Source organism: Blastococcus jejuensis (assembly GCF_039534705.1).
GTDB classification, from domain to species: domain Bacteria; phylum Actinomycetota; class Actinomycetes; order Mycobacteriales; family Geodermatophilaceae; genus Blastococcus_B; species Blastococcus_B jejuensis.
The window spans coordinates 437,849-464,138 of the sequence record NZ_BAAAVV010000001.1 but is presented as its reverse complement, the minus strand read 5'-3'; the positions used below and the strand labels follow the sequence as shown (position 1 = coordinate 464,138).

The 26,290-nt window shown below is 73.8% G+C and carries 27 protein-coding genes; 16 read left to right on the top strand and 11 right to left on the bottom strand.

From position 1 onward, the window contains the following. The first annotated feature begins 34 nt into the window (after nucleotides 1–34). The 4 genes from ABD644_RS02265 to ABD644_RS02250 are packed head-to-tail and all read left to right on the top strand — an operon-like array spanning nucleotide 35 to nucleotide 3,847. Nucleotides 35–1,150 carry a zinc-dependent alcohol dehydrogenase gene (locus ABD644_RS02265; protein WP_344686867.1) on the top strand — a complete coding sequence of 372 codons (1,116 nt, stop codon included), beginning with the start codon at nucleotides 35–37 and terminating at the stop codon, nucleotides 1,148–1,150. Then, complete coding sequence (locus ABD644_RS02260; protein WP_344686866.1) at nucleotides 1,147–1,851, top strand: 4-carboxy-4-hydroxy-2-oxoadipate aldolase/oxaloacetate decarboxylase; 705 nt, start codon at nucleotides 1,147–1,149, stop codon at nucleotides 1,849–1,851. Before ABD644_RS02265 ends, ABD644_RS02260 begins: the two co-directional genes overlap by 4 nt. After that, a complete protein-coding gene (locus ABD644_RS02255) occupies nucleotides 1,848–2,858 on the top strand; it encodes an amidohydrolase family protein (RefSeq protein ID WP_344686865.1) in 1,011 nt (336 codons plus the stop codon). The genes ABD644_RS02260 and ABD644_RS02255 overlap by 4 nt, the downstream gene beginning before the upstream one ends. Then, on the top strand, nucleotides 2,858–3,847 hold the full coding sequence (locus ABD644_RS02250) for an ABC transporter substrate-binding protein (protein WP_344686864.1): 990 nt from the start codon (nucleotides 2,858–2,860) through the stop codon (nucleotides 3,845–3,847). Before ABD644_RS02255 ends, ABD644_RS02250 begins: the two co-directional genes overlap by 1 nt. A 15-nt stretch (nucleotides 3,848–3,862) precedes the next feature. On the opposite strand, the gene ABD644_RS02245 is transcribed toward ABD644_RS02250, so the two are convergent. Both ABD644_RS02245 and ABD644_RS02240 read right to left on the bottom strand, forming a co-directional pair. Next, on the bottom strand, nucleotides 3,863–5,110 hold the full coding sequence (locus tag ABD644_RS02245) for an NAD(P)/FAD-dependent oxidoreductase (protein ID WP_344686863.1): 1,248 nt from the start codon (nucleotides 5,108–5,110) through the stop codon (nucleotides 3,863–3,865). 122 nt (nucleotides 5,111–5,232) lie between these two features. Then, a complete protein-coding gene (locus ABD644_RS02240; protein ID WP_344686862.1) occupies nucleotides 5,233–5,976 on the bottom strand; it encodes a 2,3-bisphosphoglycerate-dependent phosphoglycerate mutase in 744 nt (247 codons plus the stop codon). A gap of 136 nt (nucleotides 5,977–6,112) precedes the next feature. Here ABD644_RS02240 and ABD644_RS02235 point away from each other — a divergent pair, with 136 nt between their 5' ends. The 5 genes from ABD644_RS02235 to ABD644_RS02215 all read left to right on the top strand — a co-directional run bounded on the left by ABD644_RS02235 (nucleotide 6,113) and on the right by ABD644_RS02215 (nucleotide 10,035). Further along, nucleotides 6,113–6,418: a 2Fe-2S iron-sulfur cluster-binding protein gene (locus ABD644_RS02235; protein WP_344686861.1), complete on the top strand. Its 306-nt coding sequence runs from the start codon at nucleotides 6,113–6,115 to the stop codon at nucleotides 6,416–6,418. A 93-nt stretch (nucleotides 6,419–6,511) separates the two neighbouring features. Beyond that, entirely contained in the window at nucleotides 6,512–7,798 is a 1,287-nt protein-coding gene (locus ABD644_RS02230; RefSeq protein ID WP_344686860.1) for an aromatic ring-hydroxylating dioxygenase subunit alpha, read from the top strand. A gap of 16 nt (nucleotides 7,799–7,814) precedes the next feature. Then, nucleotides 7,815–8,324 carry a hypothetical protein gene (locus ABD644_RS02225; RefSeq protein ID WP_344686859.1) on the top strand — a complete coding sequence of 170 codons (510 nt, stop codon included), beginning with the start codon at nucleotides 7,815–7,817 and terminating at the stop codon, nucleotides 8,322–8,324. An 8-nt stretch (nucleotides 8,325–8,332) separates the two neighbouring features. Beyond that, a complete protein-coding gene (locus ABD644_RS02220) occupies nucleotides 8,333–9,163 on the top strand; it encodes a 3-methyl-2-oxobutanoate hydroxymethyltransferase (RefSeq protein WP_344686858.1) in 831 nt (276 codons plus the stop codon). An 11-nt stretch (nucleotides 9,164–9,174) separates the two neighbouring features. Next, nucleotides 9,175–10,035 (top strand): alpha/beta fold hydrolase, encoded by an 861-nt coding sequence (locus ABD644_RS02215; protein ID WP_344686857.1) that lies wholly within the window; start codon nucleotides 9,175–9,177, stop codon nucleotides 10,033–10,035. Here the strand turns inward: ABD644_RS02215 and ABD644_RS02210 are convergent. The 7 genes from ABD644_RS02210 to ABD644_RS02180 all read right to left on the bottom strand — a co-directional run bounded on the left by ABD644_RS02210 (nucleotide 10,032) and on the right by ABD644_RS02180 (nucleotide 17,472). Beyond that, nucleotides 10,032–10,478 (bottom strand): methyltransferase family protein, encoded by a 447-nt coding sequence (locus tag ABD644_RS02210; RefSeq protein WP_344686856.1) that lies wholly within the window; start codon nucleotides 10,476–10,478, stop codon nucleotides 10,032–10,034. The genes ABD644_RS02215 and ABD644_RS02210 overlap by 4 nt on opposite strands. Further along, nucleotides 10,475–11,656, bottom strand: a complete 1,182-nt coding sequence (locus tag ABD644_RS02205; RefSeq protein WP_344686855.1) for an MFS transporter — start codon at nucleotides 11,654–11,656, stop codon at nucleotides 10,475–10,477. The genes ABD644_RS02210 and ABD644_RS02205 overlap by 4 nt, the downstream gene beginning before the upstream one ends. A 96-nt stretch (nucleotides 11,657–11,752) precedes the next feature. Continuing rightward, a complete protein-coding gene (locus ABD644_RS02200; protein WP_344686854.1) occupies nucleotides 11,753–12,784 on the bottom strand; it encodes a cupin domain-containing protein in 1,032 nt (343 codons plus the stop codon). A 165-nt stretch (nucleotides 12,785–12,949) separates the two neighbouring features. Then, entirely contained in the window at nucleotides 12,950–13,789 is an 840-nt protein-coding gene (locus ABD644_RS02195) for a spermidine synthase (RefSeq protein WP_344686853.1), read from the bottom strand. 31 nt (nucleotides 13,790–13,820) lie between these two features. Then, nucleotides 13,821–14,594 (bottom strand): maleylpyruvate isomerase N-terminal domain-containing protein, encoded by a 774-nt coding sequence (locus tag ABD644_RS02190; protein WP_344686852.1) that lies wholly within the window; start codon nucleotides 14,592–14,594, stop codon nucleotides 13,821–13,823. Between the two features lie 151 nt (nucleotides 14,595–14,745). Continuing rightward, the gene (locus ABD644_RS02185; protein ID WP_344686851.1) at nucleotides 14,746–16,665 is read right to left on the bottom strand and encodes an HNH endonuclease signature motif containing protein; all 1,920 of its coding nucleotides are present in this window, start codon (nucleotides 16,663–16,665) and stop codon (nucleotides 14,746–14,748) included. An 87-nt stretch (nucleotides 16,666–16,752) separates the two neighbouring features. Then, a complete protein-coding gene (locus ABD644_RS02180; RefSeq protein ID WP_344686850.1) occupies nucleotides 16,753–17,472 on the bottom strand; it encodes a class I SAM-dependent methyltransferase in 720 nt (239 codons plus the stop codon). A 178-nt stretch (nucleotides 17,473–17,650) separates the two neighbouring features. Between ABD644_RS02180 and ABD644_RS02175 the strand changes: the two genes are divergently transcribed. Continuing rightward, nucleotides 17,651–18,670: a UDP-N-acetylmuramate dehydrogenase gene (locus tag ABD644_RS02175; protein WP_344686849.1), complete on the top strand. Its 1,020-nt coding sequence runs from the start codon at nucleotides 17,651–17,653 to the stop codon at nucleotides 18,668–18,670. Between the two features lie 62 nt (nucleotides 18,671–18,732). Here ABD644_RS02175 and ABD644_RS02170 read toward each other — a convergent pair whose 3' ends face one another. Further along, the gene (locus ABD644_RS02170; RefSeq protein WP_344686847.1) at nucleotides 18,733–19,509 is read right to left on the bottom strand and encodes an SDR family oxidoreductase; all 777 of its coding nucleotides are present in this window, start codon (nucleotides 19,507–19,509) and stop codon (nucleotides 18,733–18,735) included. A gap of 91 nt (nucleotides 19,510–19,600) precedes the next feature. On the opposite strand from ABD644_RS02170, the gene mshA reads away from it, so the two are divergent. From mshA to ABD644_RS02140, 6 genes are all read left to right on the top strand, one after another. Beyond that, the gene (gene mshA / locus ABD644_RS02165; RefSeq protein WP_344686846.1) at nucleotides 19,601–20,938 is read left to right on the top strand and encodes a D-inositol-3-phosphate glycosyltransferase; all 1,338 of its coding nucleotides are present in this window, start codon (nucleotides 19,601–19,603) and stop codon (nucleotides 20,936–20,938) included. Continuing rightward, nucleotides 20,935–21,507 carry a type III secretion system chaperone family protein gene (locus tag ABD644_RS02160; protein ID WP_344686845.1) on the top strand — a complete coding sequence of 191 codons (573 nt, stop codon included), beginning with the start codon at nucleotides 20,935–20,937 and terminating at the stop codon, nucleotides 21,505–21,507. Before mshA ends, ABD644_RS02160 begins: the two co-directional genes overlap by 4 nt. Beyond that, entirely contained in the window at nucleotides 21,504–23,081 is a 1,578-nt protein-coding gene (locus ABD644_RS02155; protein ID WP_344686844.1) for an MFS transporter, read from the top strand. The genes ABD644_RS02160 and ABD644_RS02155 overlap by 4 nt, the downstream gene beginning before the upstream one ends. 99 nt (nucleotides 23,082–23,180) lie before the next feature. Continuing rightward, entirely contained in the window at nucleotides 23,181–24,407 is a 1,227-nt protein-coding gene (locus ABD644_RS02150) for an aminotransferase class I/II-fold pyridoxal phosphate-dependent enzyme (RefSeq protein WP_344686843.1), read from the top strand. A gap of 49 nt (nucleotides 24,408–24,456) precedes the next feature. Further along, a complete protein-coding gene (locus ABD644_RS02145; RefSeq protein ID WP_344686842.1) occupies nucleotides 24,457–24,759 on the top strand; it encodes a hypothetical protein in 303 nt (100 codons plus the stop codon). A gap of 23 nt (nucleotides 24,760–24,782) precedes the next feature. Beyond that, a complete protein-coding gene (locus tag ABD644_RS02140; protein ID WP_344686841.1) occupies nucleotides 24,783–25,541 on the top strand; it encodes a phosphoglyceromutase in 759 nt (252 codons plus the stop codon). Between the two features lie 4 nt (nucleotides 25,542–25,545). On the opposite strand, the gene phoU is transcribed toward ABD644_RS02140, so the two are convergent. Beyond that, the gene (gene phoU, locus ABD644_RS02135) at nucleotides 25,546–26,202 is read right to left on the bottom strand and encodes a phosphate signaling complex protein PhoU (protein WP_344686840.1); all 657 of its coding nucleotides are present in this window, start codon (nucleotides 26,200–26,202) and stop codon (nucleotides 25,546–25,548) included. Nucleotides 26,203–26,290 lie beyond the last annotated feature (88 nt).

The following is a 26,290-nucleotide window of genomic DNA, read 5'->3' as shown; positions in this document are numbered from 1 at the left end:
TCGACGGTGGGCAAGGGCGAGGCGAGGAGTGGGAATGGCTGAGCAGGTTCTGGCGGCGGTCCGGACCGGGCCGGGGACGACGGAGATGCGCGAGTTCCCGATGCCGGAGATCGGCGACGACGCCGCGCTGCTCAAGATCGAGGTCGCCGGCATCTGCGGCACCGATGTGAAGCTCTACCGCAAGCCCACGATCGACGAGCCGGTGATCATGGGCCACGAGAACGTCGGCATCGTCGCGCGCGCCGGCGCCCAGTGGTCGCGGATCCACGGTCTCGAGGAGGGCGACCGGATCTTCGTCGAGCACTACGTCGGCTGCATGCACTGCGCGTGGTGCCGGGCCGGCGAGTACCGGCACTGCGAGCTCACCGATTGGCGCACGAACCCCGACGCCCGCCGCTACGGCTACACCTCGTCGAACAACCCGGGGCGGCTGTGGGGCGGGTTCTCCCAGTACATGTACCTGCCCTGGAACGCGGTCACCCACAAGGTGCCCGACGGCGTCTCCGCCGAGCTCGCCGGCCTGGTCACCCCGCTGTCCAACGGCATCGAGTGGGCGCTCAACGCCGGCAAGGTCGGCTACGCGCGGACCGTGCTCATCCAGGGGCCCGGCCAGCAGGGCCTGTCCCAGGTCGTCGCCTCGAAGCAGGCCGGCGCCTCGCTCATCGTCGTCAGCGGCACCACCCGCGACGCCGGCCGGATGGAGCTCGCGAAGGCCCTGGGCGCCGACGCGGTCATCGACGTCCAGCAGGAGGACGCGCTCGCCCGCGTCCTGGAGCTCACCGGCGGCGTCGGGGTCGACGTCGTCCTCGACTGCACCTCCGGGGCCGGCACGGCGCCCGTGCTGCTCGGCATCGACGCCCTGAAGCGGCGCGAGGGGATCATGGTCACCCAGGGCGAGGAGGCGGCGTTCCCCGACTTCCCGCTGAAGCGGATGACCGAGAAGTGCATCACCCTCGCCAGCGCTCGCGGGCACAGCTACCGCTCGGTCGAGCTCGCCCTGGAGCAGCTGGCCTCGCACCGCTTCCCGCTCGAGCGGCTGGCCACGCACAGCTTCGGGCTCGAGGACGTCGACCACGCCATCCGCGCCCTGGCCGGCGAGACCGGCGAGGACGCCCTGCACATCTCCCTCAAGCCGTGGGGCGACGCGTGAGTGCCGTCCGCGGGGACGTCGTCGTCACGAACATCGCCCGGGCCGACCGCGTGGCGGTCGACGGGCTGGCGGCGCTCGGCGTGGCCACCGTGCACGAGGCCCAGGGCCGCACGCACCTGCTCGACCCCGCGCTCCGGCCCGTGTACGCCGGTGCCCGCGTGGCCGGCACCGCGGTCACGGTCAGCCTGCCGCCCGGCGACAACTGGATGGTGCACGTCGCGGTCGAGCAGTGCACCGAGGGCGACGTGCTGGTCATCACGCCGACGAGCCCCTCCCAGGCGGCCTACATCGGCGACCTGCTGGCCACCAGCCTGTCCGCGCGAGGCGTGCGCGGCGTGATCCTCGACGCGGGCTGCCGCGACGTCGCCGACCTGACCGCGATGCGGTTTCCCGTGTGGTCGCGCCACGTGTCGGCGTTCGGCTGCATCAAGGAGACGCTCGGCAGCGTCAACGTCGGCGTGGCCTGCGCAGGGCAGTGGATCGAGCCCGGGGACGTCGTGGTCGCCGACGACGACGGCGTCGTCGTCGTCCCCCGGCGCCGCGCCGCTGCCGTCCTCGACGCCGCCCGCGCCCGCGAGCAGCGCGAGGCGGCCATCCGGGAGCGGTACCGCGCCGGCGAGCTCGGGCTGGACATGAACGACATGCGGCCGCGACTGGCCGCGAAGGGCCTGACCTACGTCGAGCAGGAGCCCGACCGGTGATCATCGACATCCACGGCCACTACACGACGGAACCGGCGCAGCTGAAGCGCTTCCGCCAGGCGCAACTGGCGGCGGTCGAGAGCGGCTCGGCCGCCCCGCAGCTGGACTGCATCAGCGACGACGAGCTGCGCGAGAGCGTGGAGACCAACCAGCTGCGGGTGCTGCGCGAGCGTGGCGGCGACCTGATGATCTTCTCGCCGCGGGCGTCGGGCATGGAGCACCACGTGCCCGATCCGGTGACGGCGGTGGCCTGGGCGCAGGCGAGCAACGACCTCGTCGCCCGCATCGCCGACCTCTACCCGCAGCACTTCGCCGGGGTGTGCCAGCTGCCGCAGACCCCGGGTGGGTCCCAGGACCACGTCGTCGCCGAGCTGCGGCGCTGCGTCGAGGAGCGCGGGTTCGTCGGCGCCAACCTCAACCCCGACCCCTCGGGCGGCTTCTGGACCTCCCCGCCGCTGACCGACCCGTACTGGTTCCCCGTCTACGAGGCGCTGGTCGAGCTCGACGTGCCGGCCATGGTGCACGTGTCCACCTCGTGCAACCCGGTCTTCCACGCCCTCGGTGCGCACTACCTCAACGCGGACACGTCGGCGTTCATGCAACTGCTCGAGGGCGACCTGTTCGCGCGGTTCCCGACGCTGCGGCTGGTCATCCCGCACGGCGGCGGCGCCGTGCCCTACCACTGGGGCCGCTACCGCGGGCTGGCCATGCGCATGGGCTGGCAGGACCCGGCCGAGCTGCTGCGCAACGTCTTCTTCGACACCTGCGTCTACCACCAGCCGGGCATCGACCTGCTGACCCGCGTGATCCCGACGGAGAACATCCTCTTCGCGTCCGAGATGCTCGGCGCCGTCCGCGGCGCGGACCCCGAGACCGGCATCGAGTGGGACGACACCAAGCGCTACCTGGACGCCGCGCAGCTGAGCGGCAAGCAGCGGGACGCCGTCTTCGAGGGCAACGCCCGGCGGGTCTACCCCCGGCTGGCCGCGCGGCTGGAGGGGAACTGATGGCCCGGCTGCACCTGACCTTCGCCTGCGGCGACTACGACCGCACCCGCGCCCTGGAGGACGGGACGGTCCGGCCCGACGGCATCGACCTCACCTACCTGCGGCTGCCCGTCGAGGAGACCTTCTTCCGGATGCTCCGGCACCGGGAGTTCGAGGTCGCCGAGATGTCGATGTCCTCGTACGTGAAGTCCCTGGACCTCGACGAGCCACCGTTCGTCGCGCTGCCGGTCTACACCTCGCGGCAGTTCCGGCACGCCGGCATCTTCGTCAACGCCGACTCCGGGATCGAGAAGCCGGAGGACCTGCGGGGCCGGATCGTCGGGACGCCGGAGTGGCAGCTGACCGCGGGCGTGTGGATCCGCGGCATCCTCGCCGACCACCACGGCGTGCCGGTCGACTCGGTCGAGTACCGGACCGGTGGGCAGGAGACGCCGGGCCGGGTCGAGAAGGCCGCGGTCGACCTCGGGGAGCGGATCCGCATCTCGCCCATCGGCCCGGAGCAGACGCTGGCGCGGATGCTCGCCGACGGCGGGATCGACGCCTTCCAGGGCCCGCGCGTGCCGTCGTCCTTCGTGCCCGGCGGGCGGGTGCGGCGGCTGTTCGCCGACCCGGTCGCGGCCGAGAAGCAGTACTTCGCCGAGACCGGGATCTTCCCGATCATGCACGTCGTCGTCGTCCGCAGGGATGTCTACGAGCGCCACCCGTGGGTGGCCCAGACGCTGACGAAGGCGATGACCGTCGCGAAGAACCGGGCCATGGCCGAGCTGTACGACTCCTCGGCGCTGCGGTTCATGCTGCCCTGGCTGATCCCCGGCCTCGAGGAGGCGCGGTCGCTGCTCGGCGCGGACTACTGGTCCTACGGGCTGGGCGCCAACGAGCACGTCCTGGACACGTTCCTCCGCTACCACCACGACCAGGGGCTGTCCCGCCGGCGGTACGCGCCCGCGGAGCTCTTCGCGCCCGAGGCGACGGAGAACTTCGTCATCTGAGGGGCGGTGCCACCGTCAGGCGGCTGCCATCAGCAGCTGCTTGAGCGGCGTGGCCTCGTCGGCGGCACGGTCGGCCGGGATCGTCGCGCCCTGGGTGAGCGCCTTGCGCACCACCATGTAGTCGGGCGGGCTGTTCACCGCGTCGACGGCGAGCAGCCGGCCCGCGCGGTAGTAGAGGACGGCGAACTTCTCGCTGTCGGGCTCCCCGCGGACGACGAACTCGTCGTAACCGGTCGACAGGCCGGCGATCTGCAGGCGCAGGTCGCCCTGGTTGGACCAGAACCACGGCACGTTCGGCGCGCGGTCGGGCGCGCCGACGATCGCCGCGGCCGCGGCGGTGGCCTGGCTGACCGCGCTGTTCACCGACTCGAGGCGCACCCGCCCCTCGCCGGTGAGGGGGTGCGGGAGCACCGTGCAGTCGCCGGCCGCGACGACGGTGGGCTCGCTGGTGCGTGCCCGGGCGTCGACGACGATGCCGCCGTCGCACTCGAGGCCCAGCTTCTCGGCCAGCTCGGTGCGCGGGATGACGCCCACGCCGACGACGACCAGGTCGGCCGGCAGCTCCGTCCCGTCGGACAGCAGGACGGCCGCGACCCGCCCCTCTACCTCGCGGAAGGCGGTGACCGTCGCGCAGGTGAGCACGGCCGTCCCGCGGCGCTCGTGCGCTCGGCGGTAGAACTCGGAGACGACCGGGGCGACGGCGCGGCCGATCAGCCGGTCGGTCGCCTCCACCACGGTCACCGACGCACCGAACGACCGCGCGACCGCCGCCGCCTCGAGGCCGATGAACCCGCCGCCGACGACGACGACGCGCGCCGCGCCGGTCAGCTGCGCGCGCAGCACCGTCGCGTCGTCGACCCCGCGCAGATAGCAGATGCCGGCGAGGTCGGCGCCGGGCACGGTGAGCCGGCGGGCGCTCGCCCCAACCGTGAGCGCGAGCCGCTCGAACGGCAGCTCCCGCCCGGACGCGGTGCCGGCGATCCCCGTCGCGGAGGCGTCCGAGGCCAGCGTGACGTCGGTGACCTGCTCCCCGCAGACGAGGTCGATGCCGGCCTCGCGGTAGAAGGCGGGGGTGCGGAAGGCGAGCGTCTCGGGCCCCGCGGTGCCGGCGAGGAAGTCCTTGGACAGCGGCGGGCGCTGGTAGGGGGCGTGCGGCTCCTCACCGATCAGCGTGATCGGCGCGGTGTACCCGAGCTCGCGCAGCGACACCGCCAGCTGCAGACCGGCCTGGCTCGCGCCGACGACGAGCGTGCCGGCGCTCACCGGGGGTCCCGGAGCCTGGGCGGCATCGCGTGCCCCTCTCGACGAGTGTCAATGGTCAGACCATTCCACGATAGCGTGCATCGTCGCGCCGTCCAACCCTCGCGCGCGGACGCTCCCCCCGCTCAGTGACCTTCGGCCGCCACCGCGGCGGCCGCGACGGCCGCCGCGCCCGGCTCGAGGTAGGAACCGCCGCGCACCACCGGTGAGAGGTCCGCGGCGAGCTCGTAGTGCAGCGGCATGCCCGTGGGGATGTTCAGGCCGAGCACCTCGTCGGGGGACAGCTGGTCGAGGTGGGCGACCAGGGCCCGCAGCGAGTTGCCGTGGGCCACCACGAGGACGGTCTGGCCGCTGCGGAGGTCCGGCGCGATCACCTCGCGCCAGTACGGCAGCAGGCGGGCGGTGACGTCGGCCAGGCTCTCGGTGCGCGGCAGCGTGCCGGCGGGGAGGTCTGCGTACCGCGGGTCGGCGGCGGGATCGCCCGGGGTGCCGGGTTCGAGCGGCGGGGGTGCGACGTCGAAGGAGCGTCGCCACAGCAGGTACAGGTCGTCGCCGAAGCGCTCGCGGGCGACCGTCCGCGCCATGCCCTGGAGGGCGCCGTAGCAGCGCTCGTTGAGCCGCCAATGCCGCCGGGTCGGCACCTCCGGCCGGCCGAGCGCGTCCAGGACGATCGCGCCGGTCCGCACGGCGCGGGTGAGCACCGAGGTGTGCACGACCGTCGGCAGGAGGCCGGCCTCGCGCAGGAGGGCGGCGCTGTGCCGGGCCTGCGCCTCGCCGCGCGCGGTCAGGTCGACGTCGACCCAGCCGGTGAACAGGTTGCGGGAGTTCCACTCGCTCTCGCCGTGGCGGAGGACGACGAGCGACGGCATGCGGCGACCATAGCGACACCGGGACGTTCGTGGTCTAATGGACAGACCAAAGCACTTCGATGTGGCGAGCCTCGCCGGCTGCCGCCGATGCAAGAGGCCGACGAGAGGACCGCGACCCGTGCCGAAGGTGATCTACGTGAGCGCTTCGGGCGCCGAGCAGGCGGTCGACGCCCTCGATGGCGAGTCCGTCATGGCGACCGCCGTCAAGAACGGCGTCCCCGGGATCATCGGCGAGTGCGGCGGCAACGCCTCCTGCGCGACGTGCCACGTGTGGGTCCGGGACGAGTTCCTGTCTCTCGTCGGGGAGCCGGGCGAGATGGAGGACGACCTCCTCGATCTCGGCGTCGGCGACCGCCGGGCCGGCAGTCGCCTGTCCTGCCAGATCACCTGCACCCCCGAACTGGACGGGCTCACGGTCGACGTCCCTCCGGAGCAGGCCTGACGGCGGTTGACACCGCTCACCCAAAGGTATGACAGTTAGCCCTCCTGCTCCAGCCGGGCTCGCAGGGCAGTAGCGCACAGGGAGAAGAGACGCATGCTCCGCAGGGAGATCAACGAGCTGCTGACCCAGACCGGGCCGGGCACGCCCATGGGCGAGCTGTTCCGGCAGTACTGGTTCCCCGCCTGCCTCGCGGAGGAACTGCCGGAGGACGGCGCCCCGCCGGTCCGGCTCAAGCTGCTCGGCGAGCGGATGGTCGCCTTCCGCGACAGCTACGGCCGCTACGGCCTGATCGACGAGTTCTGCGCGCACCGCGGCGCCTCGCTCTGGTTCGGCCGCAACGAGGACGGTGGCCTCCGCTGCCCGTACCACGGCTGGAAGTACGACACGACCGGGCAGTGCACCGAGGTGCCCTCGGAGGCCGACAACTCCAGCTTCGCCGAGAACGTGAAGCTCACGGCGTACCCGCTGGTCAAGATCGGCGACATCCTCTGGACCTACATGGGCGACCCCGCGAAGCAGCCGCCGCTGCCCGAGTACGAGTTCGCGCTGGTCCCCCCGGAGCAGACCTACACGTCCAAGCGCTGGCAGCAGAGCAACTGGCTGCAGGCCTTCGAGGGCGGGATCGACTCCAGCCACGTCACGTTCCTGCACTCCGGCGGCCTCAAGAGCGACCCGCTGTTCAAGGGCGCCAAGGGCAACCAGTACAACCTCAACGACACCAAGCCCTTCTTCGAGGTCGCCGACAGCGACGGCGGCCTGTTCGTCGGCGCGCGCCGCAACGCCGAGGAGGGCCAGTACTACTGGCGGATCACGCCCTGGGTGATGCCGAACTTCACGATGGTCCCGCCGCGCGGCGACCACCCGATCCACGGGCACTTCTGGGTGCCGATCGACGACGAGAACTGCTGGGCGTACAGCTTCGACTACCACCCGGTGCGGGCGCTGACCCCCGAGGAGCGGCAGGCGATGATCGACGGGCACGGGGTGCACAGCAAGAACATCCCGGGCACCTACCGGCCGGTCGCCAACATGGACAACGACTACCTGATGAACCGCGAGAAGCAGAAGAGCGGCGAGTGGTACTCCGGGGTCGAAGGGATCGCGATCCAGGACTCGTCGCTGCAGGAGAGCATGGGCCCGATCGTCGACCGGACCAAGGAGCGTCTGGTGCCGGCCGACAGCGGCATCATCAAGGCCCGGCAGAAGCTGCGGAAGGCCGCGCTCGCGCTGCGCGACCACGGCACCACCCCGCCCGGCGTCGACCCGAAGCACCACCACGTCCGCTCGGCGGCCGTCGTCCTGCCCCAGGCCGAGGCGTTCCTCGACGCCGCGCGCGAGGACGTCACGGTGCGTCCCGGCATGCCGGTGAGCTCCGTCTGATGGGCAGGGTCTGATCGTGGTCGTCGACACCAGCCTGCTCAGCAGCTGCGCCAAGGCGGCGTCGGCCGCGGAGGCGCGCTACCGGATCGACCGGCCGATCGCGCCCTCGCGGGCCGGGCGCGTCGTGGCGCTGGACGCCGGCGCCGCCGACGTGCTCGCGCGCACGGCCCAGCTGGAGTGGGCCAACGCCCGGTTCTACGTCTGCGAGTCGGCCGGGGAGGACGCCGAGAGCGTCCTGCTCCGTGGCATCGACGGTGGCCCCGCGACGCTGGCCGACGAACTGGCCAGCGCGTCGGTTGTGGTCATGGTCGCCACGAGCGACGCCGGGGCCGACTGCGCGTACGCGCTGGGCAAGGCGTGCTGGGAGCGGGGCGTGCAGACCGCCGGGCTGGTCCTCGGCGACGGCACCGACGAGGGCACCGCGGCCGCCGCGGCGGTGGCGGCACTGCGCCCGCACGCCCGGGTGCTGCTGCCGAAGGCCGACGAGAGCGACGTGGTCGAGCTGCTGAGCGCGCTGCGTGTCTAGGGGGCGGCGTGTCTGACCGGGTGAGCCTGCGCGACCTGCAGGCGATGAAGGACGGCGGACGCAAGATCGTCGGCGTCGTCGCGTGGGACTACCAGGTCGCGCGGATCGTCGACCGAGCCGGCGTCGACCTCGTCTCCGTCGGTGACACCGTCGGGGTCAACCTCTGGGGGCACACGAACCCCTTCGAGGTGACGATGGAGGAGATGCTGGTCGTCGCCAAGGCCGTGCGCCGCGGCGTGCAGCGGGCCCTGGTGAGCGTCGACTTCCCGTTCGGTCCGCTGCAGGAGGGCGCCGACAGCGCGGTCCGGGCCGCGATCCGGTTCGTGAAGGAGGCCGGCGTCGACATGGTCAAGCTCGACGCCGCGTCGGACTACCTCGACGCCGTCGAGGCGGTGACCCGCGCCGGCATCCCGGTGTTCGCGCAGTTCGGCATCACGCCGCAGACCGCGCTGCGCTACGGCGTCGAGTACAAGGCCATCCCGACGGCGGCCGACGCCGTGCCGGTGGAGCTGAAGGACGAGCTGATCTCCGAGGCCAAGCGGCTCGAGGACGCGGGCGCGGCCCTGCTCAACTTCACGAACTCGGGCCCGGTGGTGGGCGCGGCGGTCGCCGACGCCGTCACCGTCCCGGTGGTCGGCGGGTTCGGCGGCGGCCCCTGGCTCGACGGCCGGATGCGCATGGTGAACGCCGCCATCGGCTACGCGGCGTCGGCGATCGACGGCGCGCCGGACACCTACGTCAACGTCGCGAAGCTGACGCTGGAGGCCATGACGGCCTACGCCGACGACGTCCGGTCCGCCCGGCAGCTGCCCGGCGGCATCCCGGTCCCGAACCCCTAGGAGAACCACCCGTGCCCACCGCCGTCGCCGACGGGATCCCGACCCGCTACGAGGTGACCGGGGACGGTCCGCCGCTGCTGATGTTCTCGCCGGGCGGCTTCGACTCGACGCTGGAGAGCTGGCGGACGGTCGGCGTCTACAAGCGGCTGAACCTGCTCGCGCACCTGGAGCAGCGCTACACCTGCATCACCTTCGACCGGCGGGAGTCGGGGCGCTCGGGGGGCCGGCTGGAGCGGATCTCCTGGTCGGACTACGTGCGGCAGGGGCTCGGGCTCCTCGACGCCCTCGGCGTCGACTCCGCGCACCTGATGGGGGGCTGCGTCGGGTGCTCGGCGGTGGCCGCCATCGGCGTCGCCGCCCCGGAGCGGGTGCGGTCGATGGTGCTGTACTCGCCCGCCGGGGGCGTGAAGTACCGGATGAAGCAGCACTCCCGGTTCGAGCAGCACCTCGCGTTCGTCGACGAGCACGGGCTCGGCGCCGTCGTGGACCTGGTGCGGTCCTCGGAGGCCAGCTTCACCAAGGACCCGCGGGTCGGGCCGTGGAACAGCGTGCTCCGGACCGACGCGGCGTTCGCCGCGGCCTACGCCGCGGCCGATGCGGCGCGCTACCGGGTGACGGTCGCCGGGCTGGTGCGGCTGATGTTCGACCGCGACACCGTGCCGGGGGCCGAGCCGGAGGACCTGCTCCGCCTCGACGTCCCGGCCCTCGTCGTCCCCGGTCAGGACGAGTCGCACGCCCCGTCCGCCGCCCGCTACCTCGAGGAGTGCCTGCCCCGGGTCGAGTACTGGGACGTCCCGGTCGTCGACCAGACGGAGGAGACGGCCCCCGCCCGGATCCTGGAGTTCCTGGACGGCGTCGAGGCCGCGCGCTAACTGCCCGGCAGCCAGCGCGGCACGCGCTCGAGGTACTCCTCGTAGGCACGGCCGAACGCCGCCGTCAGCCGGGCCTCGTCGGCCGCGACCCGGCGACCGAACCACGGCCCGGCCAGGGCGAGGGCGCCGATGGCCAGCGGCGAGCGCGTGACCAGGGCAGCCCCGGTCATGAAGGTCAGGTGGCCCAGGTACATCGGGTTGCGGGTCCAGGCGTAGACGCCGTCGGTCACCAGCCGATCGGGCATTCCCTGCGACATGCCGGGCGGGCCACCGGCCCGGCCGGTCCGGTAGCTGCCGGCCAGCTTGTAGGCGGCGAAGCCGGCGGCCAGCAGCGGGGTGCCGGAGGCGTGCAGCCGGGCCCGCCGCAGGCCCTGTTCCGCGAGCAGGGCCAGGGGCAGGGCGACGAACGTGCGAGTCGACGTCGAGCGCAGGGACAGCCTCATGTGGTGGTGCCTTCCGTGCTGGGGTGGCGCGCCCGCCTGGACAGGCGGGCGGAGAGGACGGCGGGGGCCGCGATGAGCGCGCCGCCGAGGGCCAGCGCGACGGCCACGGGGGCGAACGTCACGATCCCGGCGGCGCCGAGCGGGGCGACCAGCAGCGCGGCGGCGCGGAAGGTTCCCGACGCGGCGATCGCCTCGCCGCGCTCCTCGCGGTGCACCGCCTCGGCCGCGACGGCGGGCCCGGCGGTCTGGAGCGCCCCGGCCCCGAGACCCGACACCACCAGCGCCAGCGCGACGAGCGCGGCGGACGTGGCGAACGGCCCGACCGCGGCGGTGCCCGCCCCCGCGGCGAGCGCCCCGACGACGAGGGAGAGAGCCAGGCCGCGAGCACGAAGCCGGCCGACCACGCCGGACCCGGCGAGCTGGGCGCCGTTGGCCAGGGACACCAGGAGCCCGATCGCCGCCGTCGTCTGGCCGGCGGCCTCCAGGGCCACGGGGACGTAGGAGCCGAGCAGCCCGCGCCACGCACCGGAGGACACCGCGGCCCAGCAGCCGGCGTCCACCCCGGGACGGCGCCAGATCCGGCCCGGCGGACGGTCGGCCGGAGGGGTGAACGGGGGGAGCCGGTCGAGCAACAGCGTCGGGACGCAGGCGGCGGCGGCCAGCGCGGTGGCGACGGCGAGGGCGGCCGACAGCGAGCGCTCTCCGACGTACCCGGCGACGACCGGGCCGATCAGCAGGCCGGCGGCCGAGACGAGGTTGATGACGGCGAGGCCCGACACGGCCGGCCGGTCGCCGCGGACCATGTGGGTCTGGCTGCCGGTCCAGAAGAAGGCGCGTGCCACGCCTTGCAGGAGGTGTGCGACGGCGAACGGGACCAGCGCGGTGGTGAGCGCCGCGGCGGCGTTGGAGACGGCGAGGAGGACCGCAGCGGCCAGGATGAAGGTCCAGTCGGGGAACCGGTTCATCCAGGCGCCCATGCCGATGCGGGCCAGCATCTGCGCGAGGGCGCTGAGCGCGACGAGCAGGCCGACCTGGACCCCGCTGTAGCCGGCTTCGAGGGCCAGGAGGGGCAGCGCGACGCTGGCGATGCCGAGGGCGACGGAGAAGACGAGCGCGGCCGTGGTGGTGGCGGCGGTGTCCCGCAGCGAGGACCGACGGGTGTCCTTCGCAGCGGTCATGGGTCTCCCTCGGGGCGGTGGGCGGGCCGGGAACAGAGCGACGGCGTCCCCGCGGGCGCGAGCCGCGGGGACGCCGTCATCGATGTGCGGGGTCGATCAGGCCTGACCGGCCAGCTCCCCGACCCGGCTCTGCTCCGTGTACTCCGGGGAGTCCTCCAGGTAGGCCACGTTGTCGTAGCCCAGGTGCTTGAAGAGGCGGTTCTGGAAGGACAGCACGCGCAGCGGGGTGCCGTCGGCGGCGAAGATCTGGCAGACGTGGTTCTGCGGGACGTAGACCGTGTCGCCCTGCTTGAACTCGTGGCGGGTGGGCTCCTTGGCGATCCGCGCGTAGTACTTCTCCGCGATCTCGGCCTCCACCTCCCACATGAGCGCGTAGCCCTCGCCCTCGAGGATGTAGTGCACCTCGTCGGCCATCTTCCAGTACTTGCCCGAGCGGCCGCCGGCGGGAATCTGCAGCTCGAGGGCGTCGACGGAGAACTGGCGCGCGTCGGTGCGCTCCGGGGCGTTCATGACCCGGACCCGGCCCAGCTGCGTGGTCTCCCAGGTGCAGTCGGAGGGCTTGATGACCTTCTTGCGGTCCAGGACGCCGGGCGTCCAGATCGCCGACCAGTCCTCGCGGGGACCGAAGCGGTCCTCCTCCTCCACCGGACCGCTGCGGCCCTGCTGGATCAGGCCCATGAACATCCAGGAGCACTTGGCCTTGACGACCAGGGCGACGGCCTTCTCGGGGTACGGGTTGAAGTGCCTGTGCACCGAGTCGGTGTGGACGAAGACGAGGTCGTCCTTCTCCCAGTCGTAGCGCTGGTCGTCGTGGATCTCGTAGCCCTTGCCCTCGAGGATGTAGAAGGCGGCCTCGTTCTGGTGGCCGTGGCCGTGGTTGCTCGACTCACCGGGCAGCTCCACGAAGTGGACCTGCAGGGTCTGGGTGAGGAAGTCCTCGTCGCCCGGGCCGATCCGCCACCAGGTGCGGCTCTTCTCGCTGTCGCCGGAGTGGCCGACCTTGGCGTCGTCGACGACGACGCTGTCGTCGCGGACCCGCTCGGCGGCCAGCTGGGCCTTGCGGAAGTGGCCGAGCCCGTAGGTCTCGGACGTCAACCCCCTGACGAAGACGCGGCCCTTCTTGCCCATGTCTGCCTCGCAATCTGTTCGGTGGTGCCTGGCCCGTGGGTCGGACGTCGCGGCCGGCCTCAGACGAGGAGTCGTCGAGGCGCGCGCGGCGGCGGTGGCGACGCCGGCGATCTGGAGCAATGGTCTGACCTTTGTATCACGCGTCACTACGGGAGGGAAGCGGGCTCACCTGGTGAAGACGCCGTCGGGCGGCTCGGGGGAGGCGACGGCGTAGGCGTCGTGGACCGGCGGGGCGTCGCCCACGAAGCGGTCGAGGTCCGCGCCGTCGACGACGCGGGAGGGCATCGGATCGCCGGCGCAGCGCCGGGTGAGCGCGGCCAGCGGCAGGTCGGCGTCGGAGGCCACGGCGACCAGGTTGCCGAACCGGCGGCCCCGGAAGGTGCCGGGCTCGGCGAGCAGGCAGACGTGGCCGAAGACCGCGCGCAGGGTGGCGGCCTGTGCGCGGGCGAAGCGCAGTGGCGGGCCGTCGGCGACGTTGGCGGCGAACACCCCGCCCGGTCGCAGCACGCGCTGCGCCTCGGTCGCGTACTCGACGCTGGTCAGGTGGGCGGGGGTCCGGGCGCCGGCGAACACGTCGCTGAGGACGACGTCGGCGCTGGCGGTGGGCAGGGTGCTCAGACCGGCGCGGGCGTCGGCGGCGCGGACCCGGATGCGCGCCTGCCGGGGGAGCGGCAGGTGGGCGCGGACAAGCTCGGTGAGCGGCTCGTCGATCTCCATCACCCGTTGCCGGGACCCGGGGCGCGTCACAGCCAGGTAGCGGGGGAGGGTGAGGGCGCCGCCGCCGAGGTGGACGACGTCGATCGGGGCGCCGGGCGGAGCCGCGAGGTCGAGCACGTGGCCCATCCGGCGGACGTACTCGAACTCCAGGTGCGCCGGATCGTCGAGGTCGACGTGCGACTGCGGGGTCCCGTCGACCAGCAGCATCCAGGAGGCGTCGCGGTCGGCGTCGGCGAGCAGCTCGGCGATGCCGCCGGCGACCGGAGTGGGCCCCGGCGGGACGAGCATGGGTGGGGTCCGCTGCGGTCGGGGCACCGCCTCATCGTCCCCGGAGGAGGGATTCGGCGGTGCGGTCGCCCTCGACGTCGACGTCCGCCGGTCTGCCCCAGAGGCGCAGCAGGAGCTGGGTGGCGGTGCCGGACAGGTGGGCGTGCTCGTTCCCGGATGCCCTCGGTGCCACGGTCACCGTGCCGCGGTCCACGCGGACCGACCACGTGCGGCCGGTGTCCGTCGCGGTGACCGCCACGGCGCGGTCGGCGCTCACCAGCGGCTCGGTGTGTGCCCAGCGGGGGACGACGACCGTGAGCAGCTCGTCGACGCCGTCGTCGGCCAGCGCGGGCTCGACCGGCGCGAGGGGGATGCCGGCGGCGGATTCGAGGTCCATCCGGTGCACGGTGAGCTCGTGTGCCTGGCGACGCGCCCAGGAGGCGGCGACCTTCTCCGCCGCGGGACTCATGTGCCAGGCCGGCGCCGTCGGTGGGGTGTCGCGCAGGGCGGTGACCAGCGTGGCCAGACCGTCGCCGTACCAGTCGAGGAGTCCCTCGGACGGCGGTTCCTGCCGGGCTGCTGGTCCCGGGGGCTCGGTGGTGCCGGCGCGCAGGATGGCGGTCGCCCAGCGGTGCACCGTGCCGAGGTGGCCGACGAGGTCGCGCGCCCGCCAGTCGGGGATCCAGGGGACGCGGGCGTCGAGGTCCGTACCCGCGGGGGTCGCGCGGAGCTCGAGCTCCTGCGCGATCACGCCGAAGCGCTCGCCCTCTCCGGCGACGGCCGCGATCCACCGTTGCCGCAGCGCCTCGCCGGCGAGTGGTTCCACACGTCCATCGTGCCGCAGGTCGCTCGATCTCAGCCTGCCCCGGAACGCTTCCCCGCACTGCTGCCGGGACTGCCCCCGACGACCGCTCATCCGGTCGGTGGGTGGGCAGTCGGTCGACGGCACGAGAGCGGTGGGTCAGAAGGGCGGTGGGTCAGAAGGGCGGTGGGTCGACGGGCTGGGCATCCCTCGCCGGTGGCGGCTCGGGTTGATCCGACGTCGACGGGAGGTCGTCGGTGCCGAACGGGATCGGGTGGGTGACGATGCGCTCACCGCTGGGGAGGGTCCACTCGAGGCCACCGTCGGCGCGACGCCGCAGCCGCCAGCCGGGTGCCTGGTGGCTGAGCCGGTGGTGGTGGCGGCAGAGGCAGCAGAGGTTCTCCGCGGACGTCGGCCCGTACGGGTAGGGCACGACGTGGTCGAGGTCGCAGCGGACCGGCCGGGCGCGGCAACCGGGGAACCGGCAGCGCCTGTCGCGCGCGCGGACGTACCTGTCGAGCGGGTCCGACGGCCGGTATCGATCGGTGGCTGGCGGCGGTCCGAGCCCGCGGCCGGCCGGCGGGTGGGTGCACGGCCGGCGACCGCTCCGGCAGGCCCGCCGGTGGCACGCAGCCCTCCGACGCACTTCGAAGGCGTCGGTGAGGGCGAGAAGTGCCCCCGAGATCTCGTCGATCACGGCGATGGTGGGCAGCGACGCCAAGGCCGTGCCCCCCTTCGTGCGGAGGCCCAGGAGCGCGGCGACGTCGGCCACGGCCTGCTCGTCCTGGCTGCTGACCGTCGGTGTGCTCTCAGCGCCGTCCTGACCGTCGGGAGGGGCGGGCGAGTCAGCGTCGTCGTCCGCGGCCGTGCTCGGGGCCGGTGCCGCCGGCTCAGCGGAGGCATCGTCGGGCGGGGTGCCGTCAGCCGGTGTGCACTCGGCGGACGGGCGGGGCAGCAGACCCAGGGCGTAGGCCATCTCGCGGATCTCGAGCGCGGACACCGCCATGCCGTCGAGCTCGCCGGGCTCGTCGCCGCCGGAGAGCGTCCGCGCAGGTGCGACCACGGTCAGGGTCACCTGCACCGGCGGCTGGCCGGCCGACCCCTGGCCGATCAGCAGATCGGCCAGGCAGTCGGCCATCCGCTGGTCCTTGGTGCGCTCGTCCCCTGGACTCTTGCAGGCCTCGGCGAGCGCCTCGAGGCGCCGGTAGCACGCACGGGTCACCGGCGCCGACATCATCGCGGTCAGCGACGCCATCCCGTCCCGGTCGCCGTACATCCGCACCGAACGGTCCCGCAGGGCCCGGGCCAAGCGCTTCGCCGCCGCCGACGCGTCAGCGCGGAGCGCTGCTCGCCGGGCGGTCTCCCGGAGTTGGGCCGCGGTGCGCCCCGGCGCCTTGGCCATGAGCGCGGACTCGACCCCGGCCCGGATCTCGTCGTCGAGGCCGGCGACCCAGTCGACCATCACGCGGACGTGGGCCCACGAGATCACCCCTGCGTCGAGCGCCGCCAGTGTTGCCGGTAGCCGCTCGACCAGGCCGATCGACTCGGAGAGCAGTACGCCGGCGGTCCGGGAGGGGAGGTGCAGCGTCGCCATCACCTCGTCGACGGCCCACTCGCTGACCTCCGTGAGCGCCGACGGCCGCGCGGCCCGTGACGCGGCCGCCGCCGCACCCACCTCGTCATCGGGCCGGTCCAGCTCGTCGGCCGGCCGGCACGCCGCGAACGCGGCCAGTTCGCGGGCCTGCACCGCAGCCAGCCGGTTCTGCTCCTCGGCCGCCGCTTTCGCGGCCGCGAGGTGGGCTGCGCCGGACTCGAGCAGTCGGGCGAGCCGGTCGCACTCCTCGCCGAGGGGTGCAGGGCCGGCGGGGGTGGCCTGGGACGGAGCAGGCGATGGAGCGGGGGGCGGGACGTCGGGCAGCGGGGGGTCGCCAGCGCGGCCGTCTGCGTGCGCCGCATCGGGCGTGACGGGACGGCCGTGGGGGCGGAAGCTCCCGGCGAGCTCGAACACGGTCTCGGGCAGGCCGAGGAAGTCGTGCAGAGCACGCTCGACGGCAGACGTCTGGCTGTACACCCACCCCGCTCGGTCATCGAACACGTGTTCGATCATAGGCGAAGTGCGGCGCCCTGACCAGCGGAGATGCGACCTGTGGACAAGCCTCTCAGCTGTGGACGACGAACCCGCTCACGTCGGTGCCACGGACGACCATCGCACCGTGACCTCACCGTGCCGCCACCTCCGCGACGACCCGACCATCGGCCACCCCTGGGCCGCGAGGCCCTCGACGGCCGCGACCCATCGCTGGCGCGGGCCGAACGTCGACAGGCCGGCCGCGGCCGCCCACGCAGCGTCGAACGCGGTGAGGAAGTCGTGCACCGGCTGCCCGGGCACGTTGTGGTGGATCAGCGCCTTCGGCAGCCGTTCGGCGAGGTCCGACGGGGTGCTGATGTCCGACACGCGGGTCGACAGCGTCAGGGTGAGGGGACCGTCGGTGTCGAGCGCGACCCAGGCCGAGCGCCGGCCCCACTCGTCGCACGTCCCCTCGACGATCAGCCCGCCAGGCGCCAGCCCTGCGCGCATCGTGTCCCACGCCTGCGCGGCCGAGTCCAGGTCGTACTGGCGCAGGACGTTGAACGCCCGCACGAGCACGGGCTGCAGGCCGGCGAGTTCGAAGCCGCCGACGCGGAAGTCGACGCGGGGCGGGTCGCGGTCGGTCGCGACGGCGGCCACGCGGGACGGGTCGATCTCCAGCCCGACGACCTCCAGGCCGTTCACCTCCGGGCCCAGGCGTTCCACGAGTTCCAGCGTCGTGACGGCGGAGGACCCGTACCCGAGGTCCACGACGAGCGGGCGGGTCGAGTCGCGCAGTCGCGGGATCTGGGTGGCCAGCAGCCAGCGGTCCACCCGCCGCAGCCGGTTGGCGTTCGTCGTACCCCGCGTCGGGAGGCCGAGCGCACGGGCCCGACCGGCCGCCAGTCGCGGCGCCTTCCGGCTGGGCTGAGGTGACAGGGATGCCCGTGCCTTATCGTCGCTCCCCGCCTCCTTCACCGGTCGGCAGCGTAGTCCCGGCTAGCGTGGGGCCGTGCAGGTTCGACATGACGTCCGGCTGGCGGACCTCACCACTCTCGCCGTCGGTGGGCCCATCGAGCGGCTCGTCGAGGTCGAGGACGCCTCCGAACTCGTCGCAGCCGTCCGCGAGGCGGACGAGGCGGGCCGGCCGCTGCTCGTCCTCGGCGGTGGCTCCAACGTGGTCGCCCCCGACGAGGGGTGGCCGGGGGACGTCGTCGCGGTCCGCACGCGTGGCATCGCGCGGTCGGGGGCCACCCTCACTGTGCAGGCAGGCGAGGAGTGGGACGCGCTCGTCGCCCACACCGTCGTGCACGAGCTGGCGGGCATCGAGGCACTCGCCGGCATCCCCGGCTCGACCGGGGCCACACCGGTGCAGAACGTGGGGGCCTACGGCCAGGAGGTCGCCCAGACGATCACCGCGGTGCGCGTCTACGACCGGGCGGAGAAGGCCGAGCGCGTGCTGGCGCCCGCCGACTGCGGGTTCGCCTACCGCGACAGCCGGCTCAAGCAGCACCCGGGCCGGTTCGTGGTCCTCGACGTCACGTTCGAGCTGTACGTGGGCGCGCGCTCGCGACCGGTCGGGTACGCCGAGCTCGCGCGCCGGCTCGGGGTCGAGGTCGGCGGGACGGCGCCGCTGGCCGACGTGCGGGACGCCGTGCTGGAGCTGCGCCGCGGGAAGGGGATGGTGCTCGACCCGGCCGACCCCGACAGCCGCAGCGCCGGGTCCTTCTTCACCAACCCGGTCGTCCCCGCCGCGCGGTCGGTCGACGGCTGCCCGAGCTGGCCCGCCGGCGACGGGCTGGTCAAGCTCAGCGCGGCCTGGCTCGTCGAGCACGCGGGCTTCGGCAAAGGCACCCGCGAGGGTCGCGTCGGGACGTCGTCGCGCCACAGCCTCGCGCTGACCACCGAACCCGGAGCGACGGCGGCCGAGCTGCTCGCCTTCGCCGACCGCGTGACCGCCGCCGTGCAGGAGCAGTTCGGCGTCACCCTCGTCCGCGAACCGACGGCGGTCCGGGCAACTGCCGAGGGGTGAGTCCGGTCGTGTCCTCGATCGCGTCGAGGTAGGCCTGGAAGGACACCGCGCTCCTCTCCGGGTCAGCCCTCGCGGGCAACCTTGTGCTGGGCGGCTTGCGCCAGCGGCCGCACGACCAGCAGGTCGATGTTCACGTGGTGCGGCCGGGTGACCGCCCAGGCGATGCAGTCGGCGATGTCGTCGGCCACGAGCGGTTCGCGCACCCCGCGGTAGACGGCGTCGGCCTTCTCCTGCGACCCGAGCCGGTTGAGCGAGAACTCCTCGGTGCGCACCATCCCCGGCGCGATCTCCATCACGCGGACGGGCTCCCCGTTCAGCTCGAGCCGCAGCGTCTCCGCCAGCGTGTGCACTCCGTGCTTGGCCGCGGTGTACGAGGCGCCGCCCTCGTAGGAGATGAGCGCGGCGGTCGAGCTCACGAACAGCACGTCCCCGGCGCCTGACGCGCGCAGCGCGGGCAGCAGTGCCTTCGTGAGCCGCACGCTCCCGAGGACGTTGACCTCGTAGGAGCGCGCCCACGAGTCCAGGTCCGCCTCGGCCACCGGGGCGGCGTCGAACGCCCCACCGGCGTTGTTCACCAGCACGTCCACCCGGTCCAGCGCTCCGGCGAAGGCCGTCACCGACGCGTCGTCGGTCACGTCGAGCGGCAGCGCCCGCGCCCCGATCGACGCGGCCAGCGACTCCAGGCGGTCCACCCGCCGGGCGCCGACGACGACGTCGAATCCCTCGGCCGCCAGCCGGCGGGCCGTCGCGGCGCCGATGCCGCTCGACGCCCCCGTGACGACGGCGACTCGACCACGTGCCGCAGGGGTCGGTGAATGGGTCGGTTCGGTACCGGGCATGAAGCACATCCTGGCGCTGTTGCAGGATGAAGAGTCGACAGGGGGCCGATCCCGGCCCCGAAGCAGCGGAGAACCGAGCGGGAGGTCGCACGTGCCCGCTCGCCGTCTGCCCCGCCCCGGCGCGCCCCGGCGGGTGGCGACGCTCTCGGTGCACACCAGCCCGCTCGACCAGCCCGGTGCCGGCGACGCCGGCGGCATGAACGTCTACATCGTCGAGGTGTCCCGCCGCCTGGCCGAACGCGGCGTCGAGGTCGACGTCTTCACCCGCGCGACCTCGAGCGACCTCCCGCCCGTCGTCGAGATGGCGCCCGGGGTCACCGTCCGGCACGTGAGCGCCGGGCCGTTCGAGGGCCTCGGCAAGGAAGAGCTCCCCGGTCAGCTCTGCGCCTTCACCGCCGCCGTGCTCCGCGAGGAGGCCCAGCACGAGGAGGGCCACTACGACCTCGTGCACTCGCACTACTGGCTGTCCGGCCAGGTCGGCTGGCTGGCCCGCGACCGGTGGAGCGTGCCGCTCATCCACACCGCGCACACCCTCGCCAAGGTCAAGAACGAGGCACTGGCCGACGGCGACCGCCCGGAGCCGCGCTCGCGCGTCATCGGTGAGGAACAGGTGGTCGCCGAGGCCGACCGGCTGGTGGCCAACACCGACGAGGAGGCGCGGCAGCTCGTCCGGCACTACGACGCCGACCCCGCGCGCACCCTCGTCATCCCGCCGGGCGTCGACCTGGACCGGTTCGCCCCCGGCGACCGCGCCGCCGCCCGCCGCGCCGTCAGCGTCCCCGCCGACGCACTCGTGCTGCTCTTCGTCGGCCGCATACAGCCGCTGAAGGCCCCCGACGTCCTGCTGCACGCCGCCGCCCGCCTGGTCGCCGACGACCCCGTGCTGCGCCCCCGCCTGCGCGTGCACGTCGTCGGCGCCCCCAGCGGCTCCGGCCTCGAGGCGCCCGAGCAGCTCCAGAAGCTCGCGGGGGACCTCGGCATCGCCGACGTCGTCCACTTCTTCCCGCCCCAGCCGCCCGACCGGCTGGCCGAGCACTACCGGGCCGCCGACGTCGCCGTCGTCCCCAGCCACAACGAGTCGTTCGGTCTCGTCGCGCTGGAGGCGCAGGCCTGCGGCACGCCCGTGGTCGCGGCAGCGGTCGGGGGCCTCCGGACGGCGGTGCGCGACGGCGTCTCCGGCGTCCTCGTCGCCGGCCACGACCCGGCCGACTACGCCGTGGCCGTGCGCGCGGTGCTGGCCCGCCGGGAGCTGCTCTCGGTCGGGGCCCGGCGGCACGCCGCCCGCTTCTCCTGGGACCGCACCGCCGACGCCCTCGTCGCCGCGTACGCGTCCGCGGCCGAGGAGATGGCCGGCGTCGTGCGCCGCCCCTCGCTGGACTGGGCCGTCGCCCCGCTGCGCGCGCTCCCCGGGATGCAGGTCGCACGATGACCGGGGCCGCGCGGTCCCTGGCCGAGCTCGACGAGGTCATCGGGCAGACGCTGCGCGACGCCGACCTCGTCCACGAGCACCCGGCCCCGGGGAAGTGGCTGGTCGACCTCCCCGGCACCAAGAAGCTGAAGACCGTCTGCGGCCTGATCGTGGGCGAGCACGCGCTGCGGGTCGAGGCCTTCGTCTGCCGCCAGCCCGACGAGAACCGCGAGCAGCTGTGGACGTTCCTGCTGCAGCACAACGCGCGCATGTACGGCGTCGCCTACTCGATCGACGCCGTCGGTGACATCTACCTGACCGGCCGGCTGCCGCACGCCGCGATCACCCGCGAGGAGATCGACCGCATCCTCGGCGCCGTGCTCAGCTACGCCGACGACGACTTCAACACGATGCTGGAGATCGGCTTCGGAACGTCGATCCGCCGCGAGTGGGACTGGCGGGTCAAGCGCGGGGAGTCCCTGCGCAACCTCGAGGCGTTCGCGGCCTTCGCCGACCCGGATCGGCGGCCGGACGCCGTCCCCGATCGGCGCCCCGCCACGGACCCGGCCTCGCCCGACGCCCGGCGGTGACCGCCCGGGACCAGGTGGCGGCGCCCGAGCACGCGAGTCCGGGCTACGCGCGGCGCTGGTGGGTGCTGGCCACCATGACGGTGTGCCTGCTCGTGGTGATCATGGGCAACACGATCCTCAACGTCGCCCTCCCGACGCTGCAGCGCGAGCTCGGCGCCACCCAGGGGGAACTGCAATGGGCGGTCGACGCCTACATCGTCGTCTTCGCCGGCCTGCTGTTCTCCTGGGGGCTCGTCGGTGACCGCATCGGCCGCCGGAAGGTGCTGCTGATCGGGCTGACGATCTTCGCCGTCGGCTCCGTGCTCGCCGCCCTGGGCGACGGGCCGGTCGACCTGATCGCGTACCGCGCGGTCATGGGGATCGGCGCCGCCGCGGTGCAGCCGACCACCCTCGCCGTCATCACCAACGTGTTCCCCCCGGGGGAGCGGGGCCGGGCCATCGGCATCTGGGCCGGGGCCGCCGGCATCGCCGTCGCCGGTGGACCGCTGGCCGGGGGCGCCGTCCTCGAGCACTTCTGGTGGGGCGCGGTCTTCCTCGTCGGCGTCCCGGTCGCCGTCCTGGGCATCGCCGGCGTGCTCGCGTTCGTGCCGGAGTCGCGCGACCCCTCGCCGGGACGGCTGGACCTGCCGGGCGTGCTGCTGTCCATCGTCTCGCTGGCCGGGATCGTCTTCGGCATCATCCGCGGCGGCGCCGGGGAGGGCTGGACGACGCCCGGCGTGCTCGGCCCGTTGCTCGGCGGACTCCTGCTGCTGGGGGTCTTCATCCTGCTGCAGCGGCGTTCCGAGCAGCCGATGCTCGACCCCACCCTCTTCCGCAATCCCGCGTTCTCGGCTGCGGCGGCCGCGCTGGGGCTCACCTTCTTCGCCCTCCTGGGCTCGACCTTCTACCTCGTCTACTACCTGCAGGGCGTCCGCGACTACAGCCCGCTGGAGAGCGGCGCCGCCCTCATCCCGACCGCGGTGGGCATGATGATCATGGGCCCGCGCAGCTCCGCCCTGACCGAGCGCTTCGGCGCCAAGGCCGTGTGTGCCACCGGGTTCGCGCTGATCGCGGCGTCCTTCCTCGGCACGCAGTTGCTGGATCTCACCTCGCCGGTGTGGCTGCTGCTCGCCGTCCTCGGCGTGCAGGGCCTCGGGATGGGCGCGGTCATGGCCCCGGCGACAGAATCGATCATGTCCGTGGTCCCGCGCGAGAAGGCGGGCGCGGGGGCCGCGGTGAACAACTCCGTGCGCCAGGTCGGCGGGGCGCTGGGTGTCGCGCTCCTCGGCTCGGTGCTCACCGCCTCCTACGCGGCCCACCTCGGGACGGCCGCCGACGCGCTGCCCGCCGGTGCCCGGGCGGAGGCGCGCCAGTCGATCGTCGCGACGCTGGAGGCGGTGCGCACCGTCGAGGCCGACGGCGACGAGGAGGCGGCCCGCGCCGCGGCCGAGGTCGTGGCGCCGGCCCGGGAGGCCTTCGTCTCCGCGATGCACGTGACCGCTGTCGGCACCGCCGGCGCCAGCGTGGTCGCCGGGATCGTCGTCCTGATCTGGCTCCCGGGACGGCGACAGCGTTTGAGCGCCGTCACTCACTGACCCGAAGGTGCAACACTCGGTTGACGTCCTGACCCTCCGCCGCTCAGGCTGGGCACTCCGAGCAGCCGGGACTCCCCGCGCCGACAGAGGGGAGTCCGTGTGCCAGACCGGCGCGATCCCTTCGCCCCCCTGCTCGAGAACGGCCTCGCCGCGCTGCTGCGCGACCACGCGCGCGCCGGTGCCGCCACCCACGCCGTCCCCACCGGGGGCGCCCCGCAGCCGGTCACGCTCTACGGCGACGGCCGGCAGCGGATCAACCTGGGCAGCAACAACTACCTCGGGCTCGCCGGCGACCCGCGCGTGCTCGACGCGGCCACGGCGGCCCTGCGGCAGTACGGGTCGAGCACGTCGGGGAGCCGGGTGCTCAACGGCACCACCCGGCTGCACCTGTCCCTCGAGGAGGAGCTGGCCGACCACTACGGCACCGAGGCGGCCGTCCTCACCTCGTCGGGCATCAACGCGAACGTGGCGCTGCTGTCGACGATCGGCAGCCCCGGCGACGTCCTGCTCGTCGACGCGCACGCCCACGCCAGCGTGCACGCCGGCGCCGCGGCCAGCCGGGCCACCGTCAGCCGGTTCCGGCACAACGACATGGTGTCGCTGACCCAGCGTCTCGAGCGGCTCGACGACCGGGCCGGCGCCGTGATCGTGGTCGACGGCGTGTACTCGATGACCGGGGAGCTCGCGCCGCTGGCCGACATCGCCGCGCTGTGCGACCGGTTCGGCGCCCGCCTCGTCGTCGACGAGGCGCACGGGCTCGGCGTTCTCGGCGACGGCGGTCGCGGCGCGGTCGAGAAGGCCGGCGTGCTGCACCGCGTGGACGCCGTCACCGTGGCGTTCAGCAAGTCGCTGGCCAGCGTCGGGGGAGCGGTGATGACGTCCCGCGCCGCCGCCGACGGCATCCGGGCCTCGGCGCTGCCCTACGTGTTCAGCGCCGCCAACGACCCCGCCTCGGTCGGCGCGGCGCTCGCCGCCCTGCGCATCCTGCGCGCCGAGCCCGGGCGCATGGCCCGCACGCGCGAGAACGGCGAGCTGCTGCGCCGCGCGCTCGCCGGGGCCGGCGCCACCCCGCTGCCCGGCCGGGGCGCGGTCATCGCCGTCCCGACCGGCGACGAGGAGGTCACCGCGACCGCCTGGCGGGCCGCCTTCGACGACGGCGTGTACGTCAACGCCGTCGCCTACCCCGCCGTGCCGCGCGGCCAGGGCGTGCTGCGCCTGTCGGTGATGGCGACGCACACCGAGGAGCAGCTCCGCACCGCGGCCGAGGTCGTCGCCGCCGCCGTCCGGGCGGCCCGCGACGACCTCGCCGACCGCGCCGTCGCCTGATCGCGCTGTCGTCCGAGGTGGGGCGCCGACGGGGTTAGCGTGGAGCGCGATGCCGGACAGCCCGCCCGCGGCCGAGCGGCGGGGCCGCGCCCTCATCGGCGTGGTCGCCGCCTCGGCGCTGGTCTACCCGCTGCTCGTGTGCGCGGTGCGCCTCGTCGTCGCCCAGCTGCTCACCACCGACGTCTCCGCTGTCGTCCTGTGGCTGGCGCTCGGCGTCGTCTGCAGCGTTGCGGTCGTCGCCGTCGTCCGGTGGGGCGCGGCCCGCCGCGTCCGGAGCCCGTGGCTGCTCGCCGGCCTCGCACCTCCCGCGCTGTTCGAGCTGTGGCTGCTCTGGCCCCAACTCGCGCCCTGAACGGCGTCCGGCAGGATGACGGCGTGACGACCTCCCCGGGAACCCTGGTGCTGCTCCGCCACGGCGAGAGCGAGTGGAACAAGGCCAACCTGTTCACCGGCTGGGTGGACGTCCCGCTGTCGGAGACGGGCCGGGTCGAGGCCGCCCGCGGCGGGCAGCTGCTCGCCGAGCACGGCCTGCTGCCCGACGTGCTGCACACCTCGGTGCTCAAGCGGGCGATCACCACCGCCGAGCTGGCCCTGGCCGAGGCTGACCGGCAGTGGATCCCGGTGAAGCGCTCGTGGCGGCTCAACGAGCGGCACTACGGCGCGCTGCAGGGCAAGGACAAGGCCGCGACGCTCGCCGAGTACGGCGAGGAGCAGTTCATGGTGTGGCGCCGCTCGTACAGCATCCCGCCGCCGCCGATCGAGCCTGGCAGCGAGTTCTCCCAGGACGGCGACGCGCGCTACGCGTTCCTGCCGCCGGAGGCCCGCCCCGCGACCGAGTGCCTGGCCGACGTCGTCGTCCGGATGCTGCCCTACTGGTACGACGCGATCGTGCCGGACCTGCGCAGCGGCCAGACGGTGCTCGTCGCCGCGCACGGCAACAGCCTGCGCGCCCTGGTGAAGCACCTCGACGGCATGGGCGACGACGAGGTGGTGGGCCTGAACATCCCCACCGGGGTGCCGCTCCGCTACGACCTGGACGGCGACCTGCGCCCGGTGAAGACCGGCGGCGAGTACCTCGACCCCGAGGCCGCCGCCGCGGCCATCGAGGCCGTCAAGAACCAGGGCAAGAAGTAGCAGCTCAGCTGGTGGTGGCCTCGTACCGCTCGCCGGTCACCAGGTAGACGACCCGGCGCGCGACGCTGACCGCGTGGTCGGCGAACCGCTCGTAGTACCGGCCGAGCAGGGTGATGTCGATCGCGGCCTCGACGCCGTAGGGCCAGTCCTCGGAGAGCACCTGGCGGAACAGGCCGCGGTGCAGCCGGTCCATGGCGTCGTCGTCGGTCTCGAGCTCGCGCGCCGCCTCGATGTCGCGCTTGGCGACGACGGTGCCGGCCTTCGTCACCAGCAGCTCGGCCACGTGCCCGGCCTCGAGGAACGCCGGGCGGACCTCCTGGGGGACGGCGTGGTCCGGGAAGCGCATCCGCGCGACCTTGGCGATGTGCTCGGCGAGGTCGCCCATGCGCTCGAGGTCGCTGGCGATGCGGGTGGCGGTGACGATCGTCCGCAGGTCGGTGGCCACCGGCTGCTGGCGGGCCAGCAGCGTGAAGCACCGCTGGTCGATGCTCTCCCGGGTGGCGTCGATCTGCTCGTCGCCGGCGATGACCAGGTCGGCGAGGGCGACATCGGCGTCGAGCAGCGCGGTCGTGGCCGTGCTCATCTGCGAACCCACCGCGTTGGCCATCTCGACCAGGCAGGTGCGGATGTCGTCCAGTTCCTCGCGGTAGCTCTCCCGCATGGGTCGTCCTCCTCGTCGTGGGCGCCCGGTGCTGCCCCGTCCGCCAGCCAGATTAGGCCGGTGCCGTCCGGTTCCCCTGGCGAGGCGG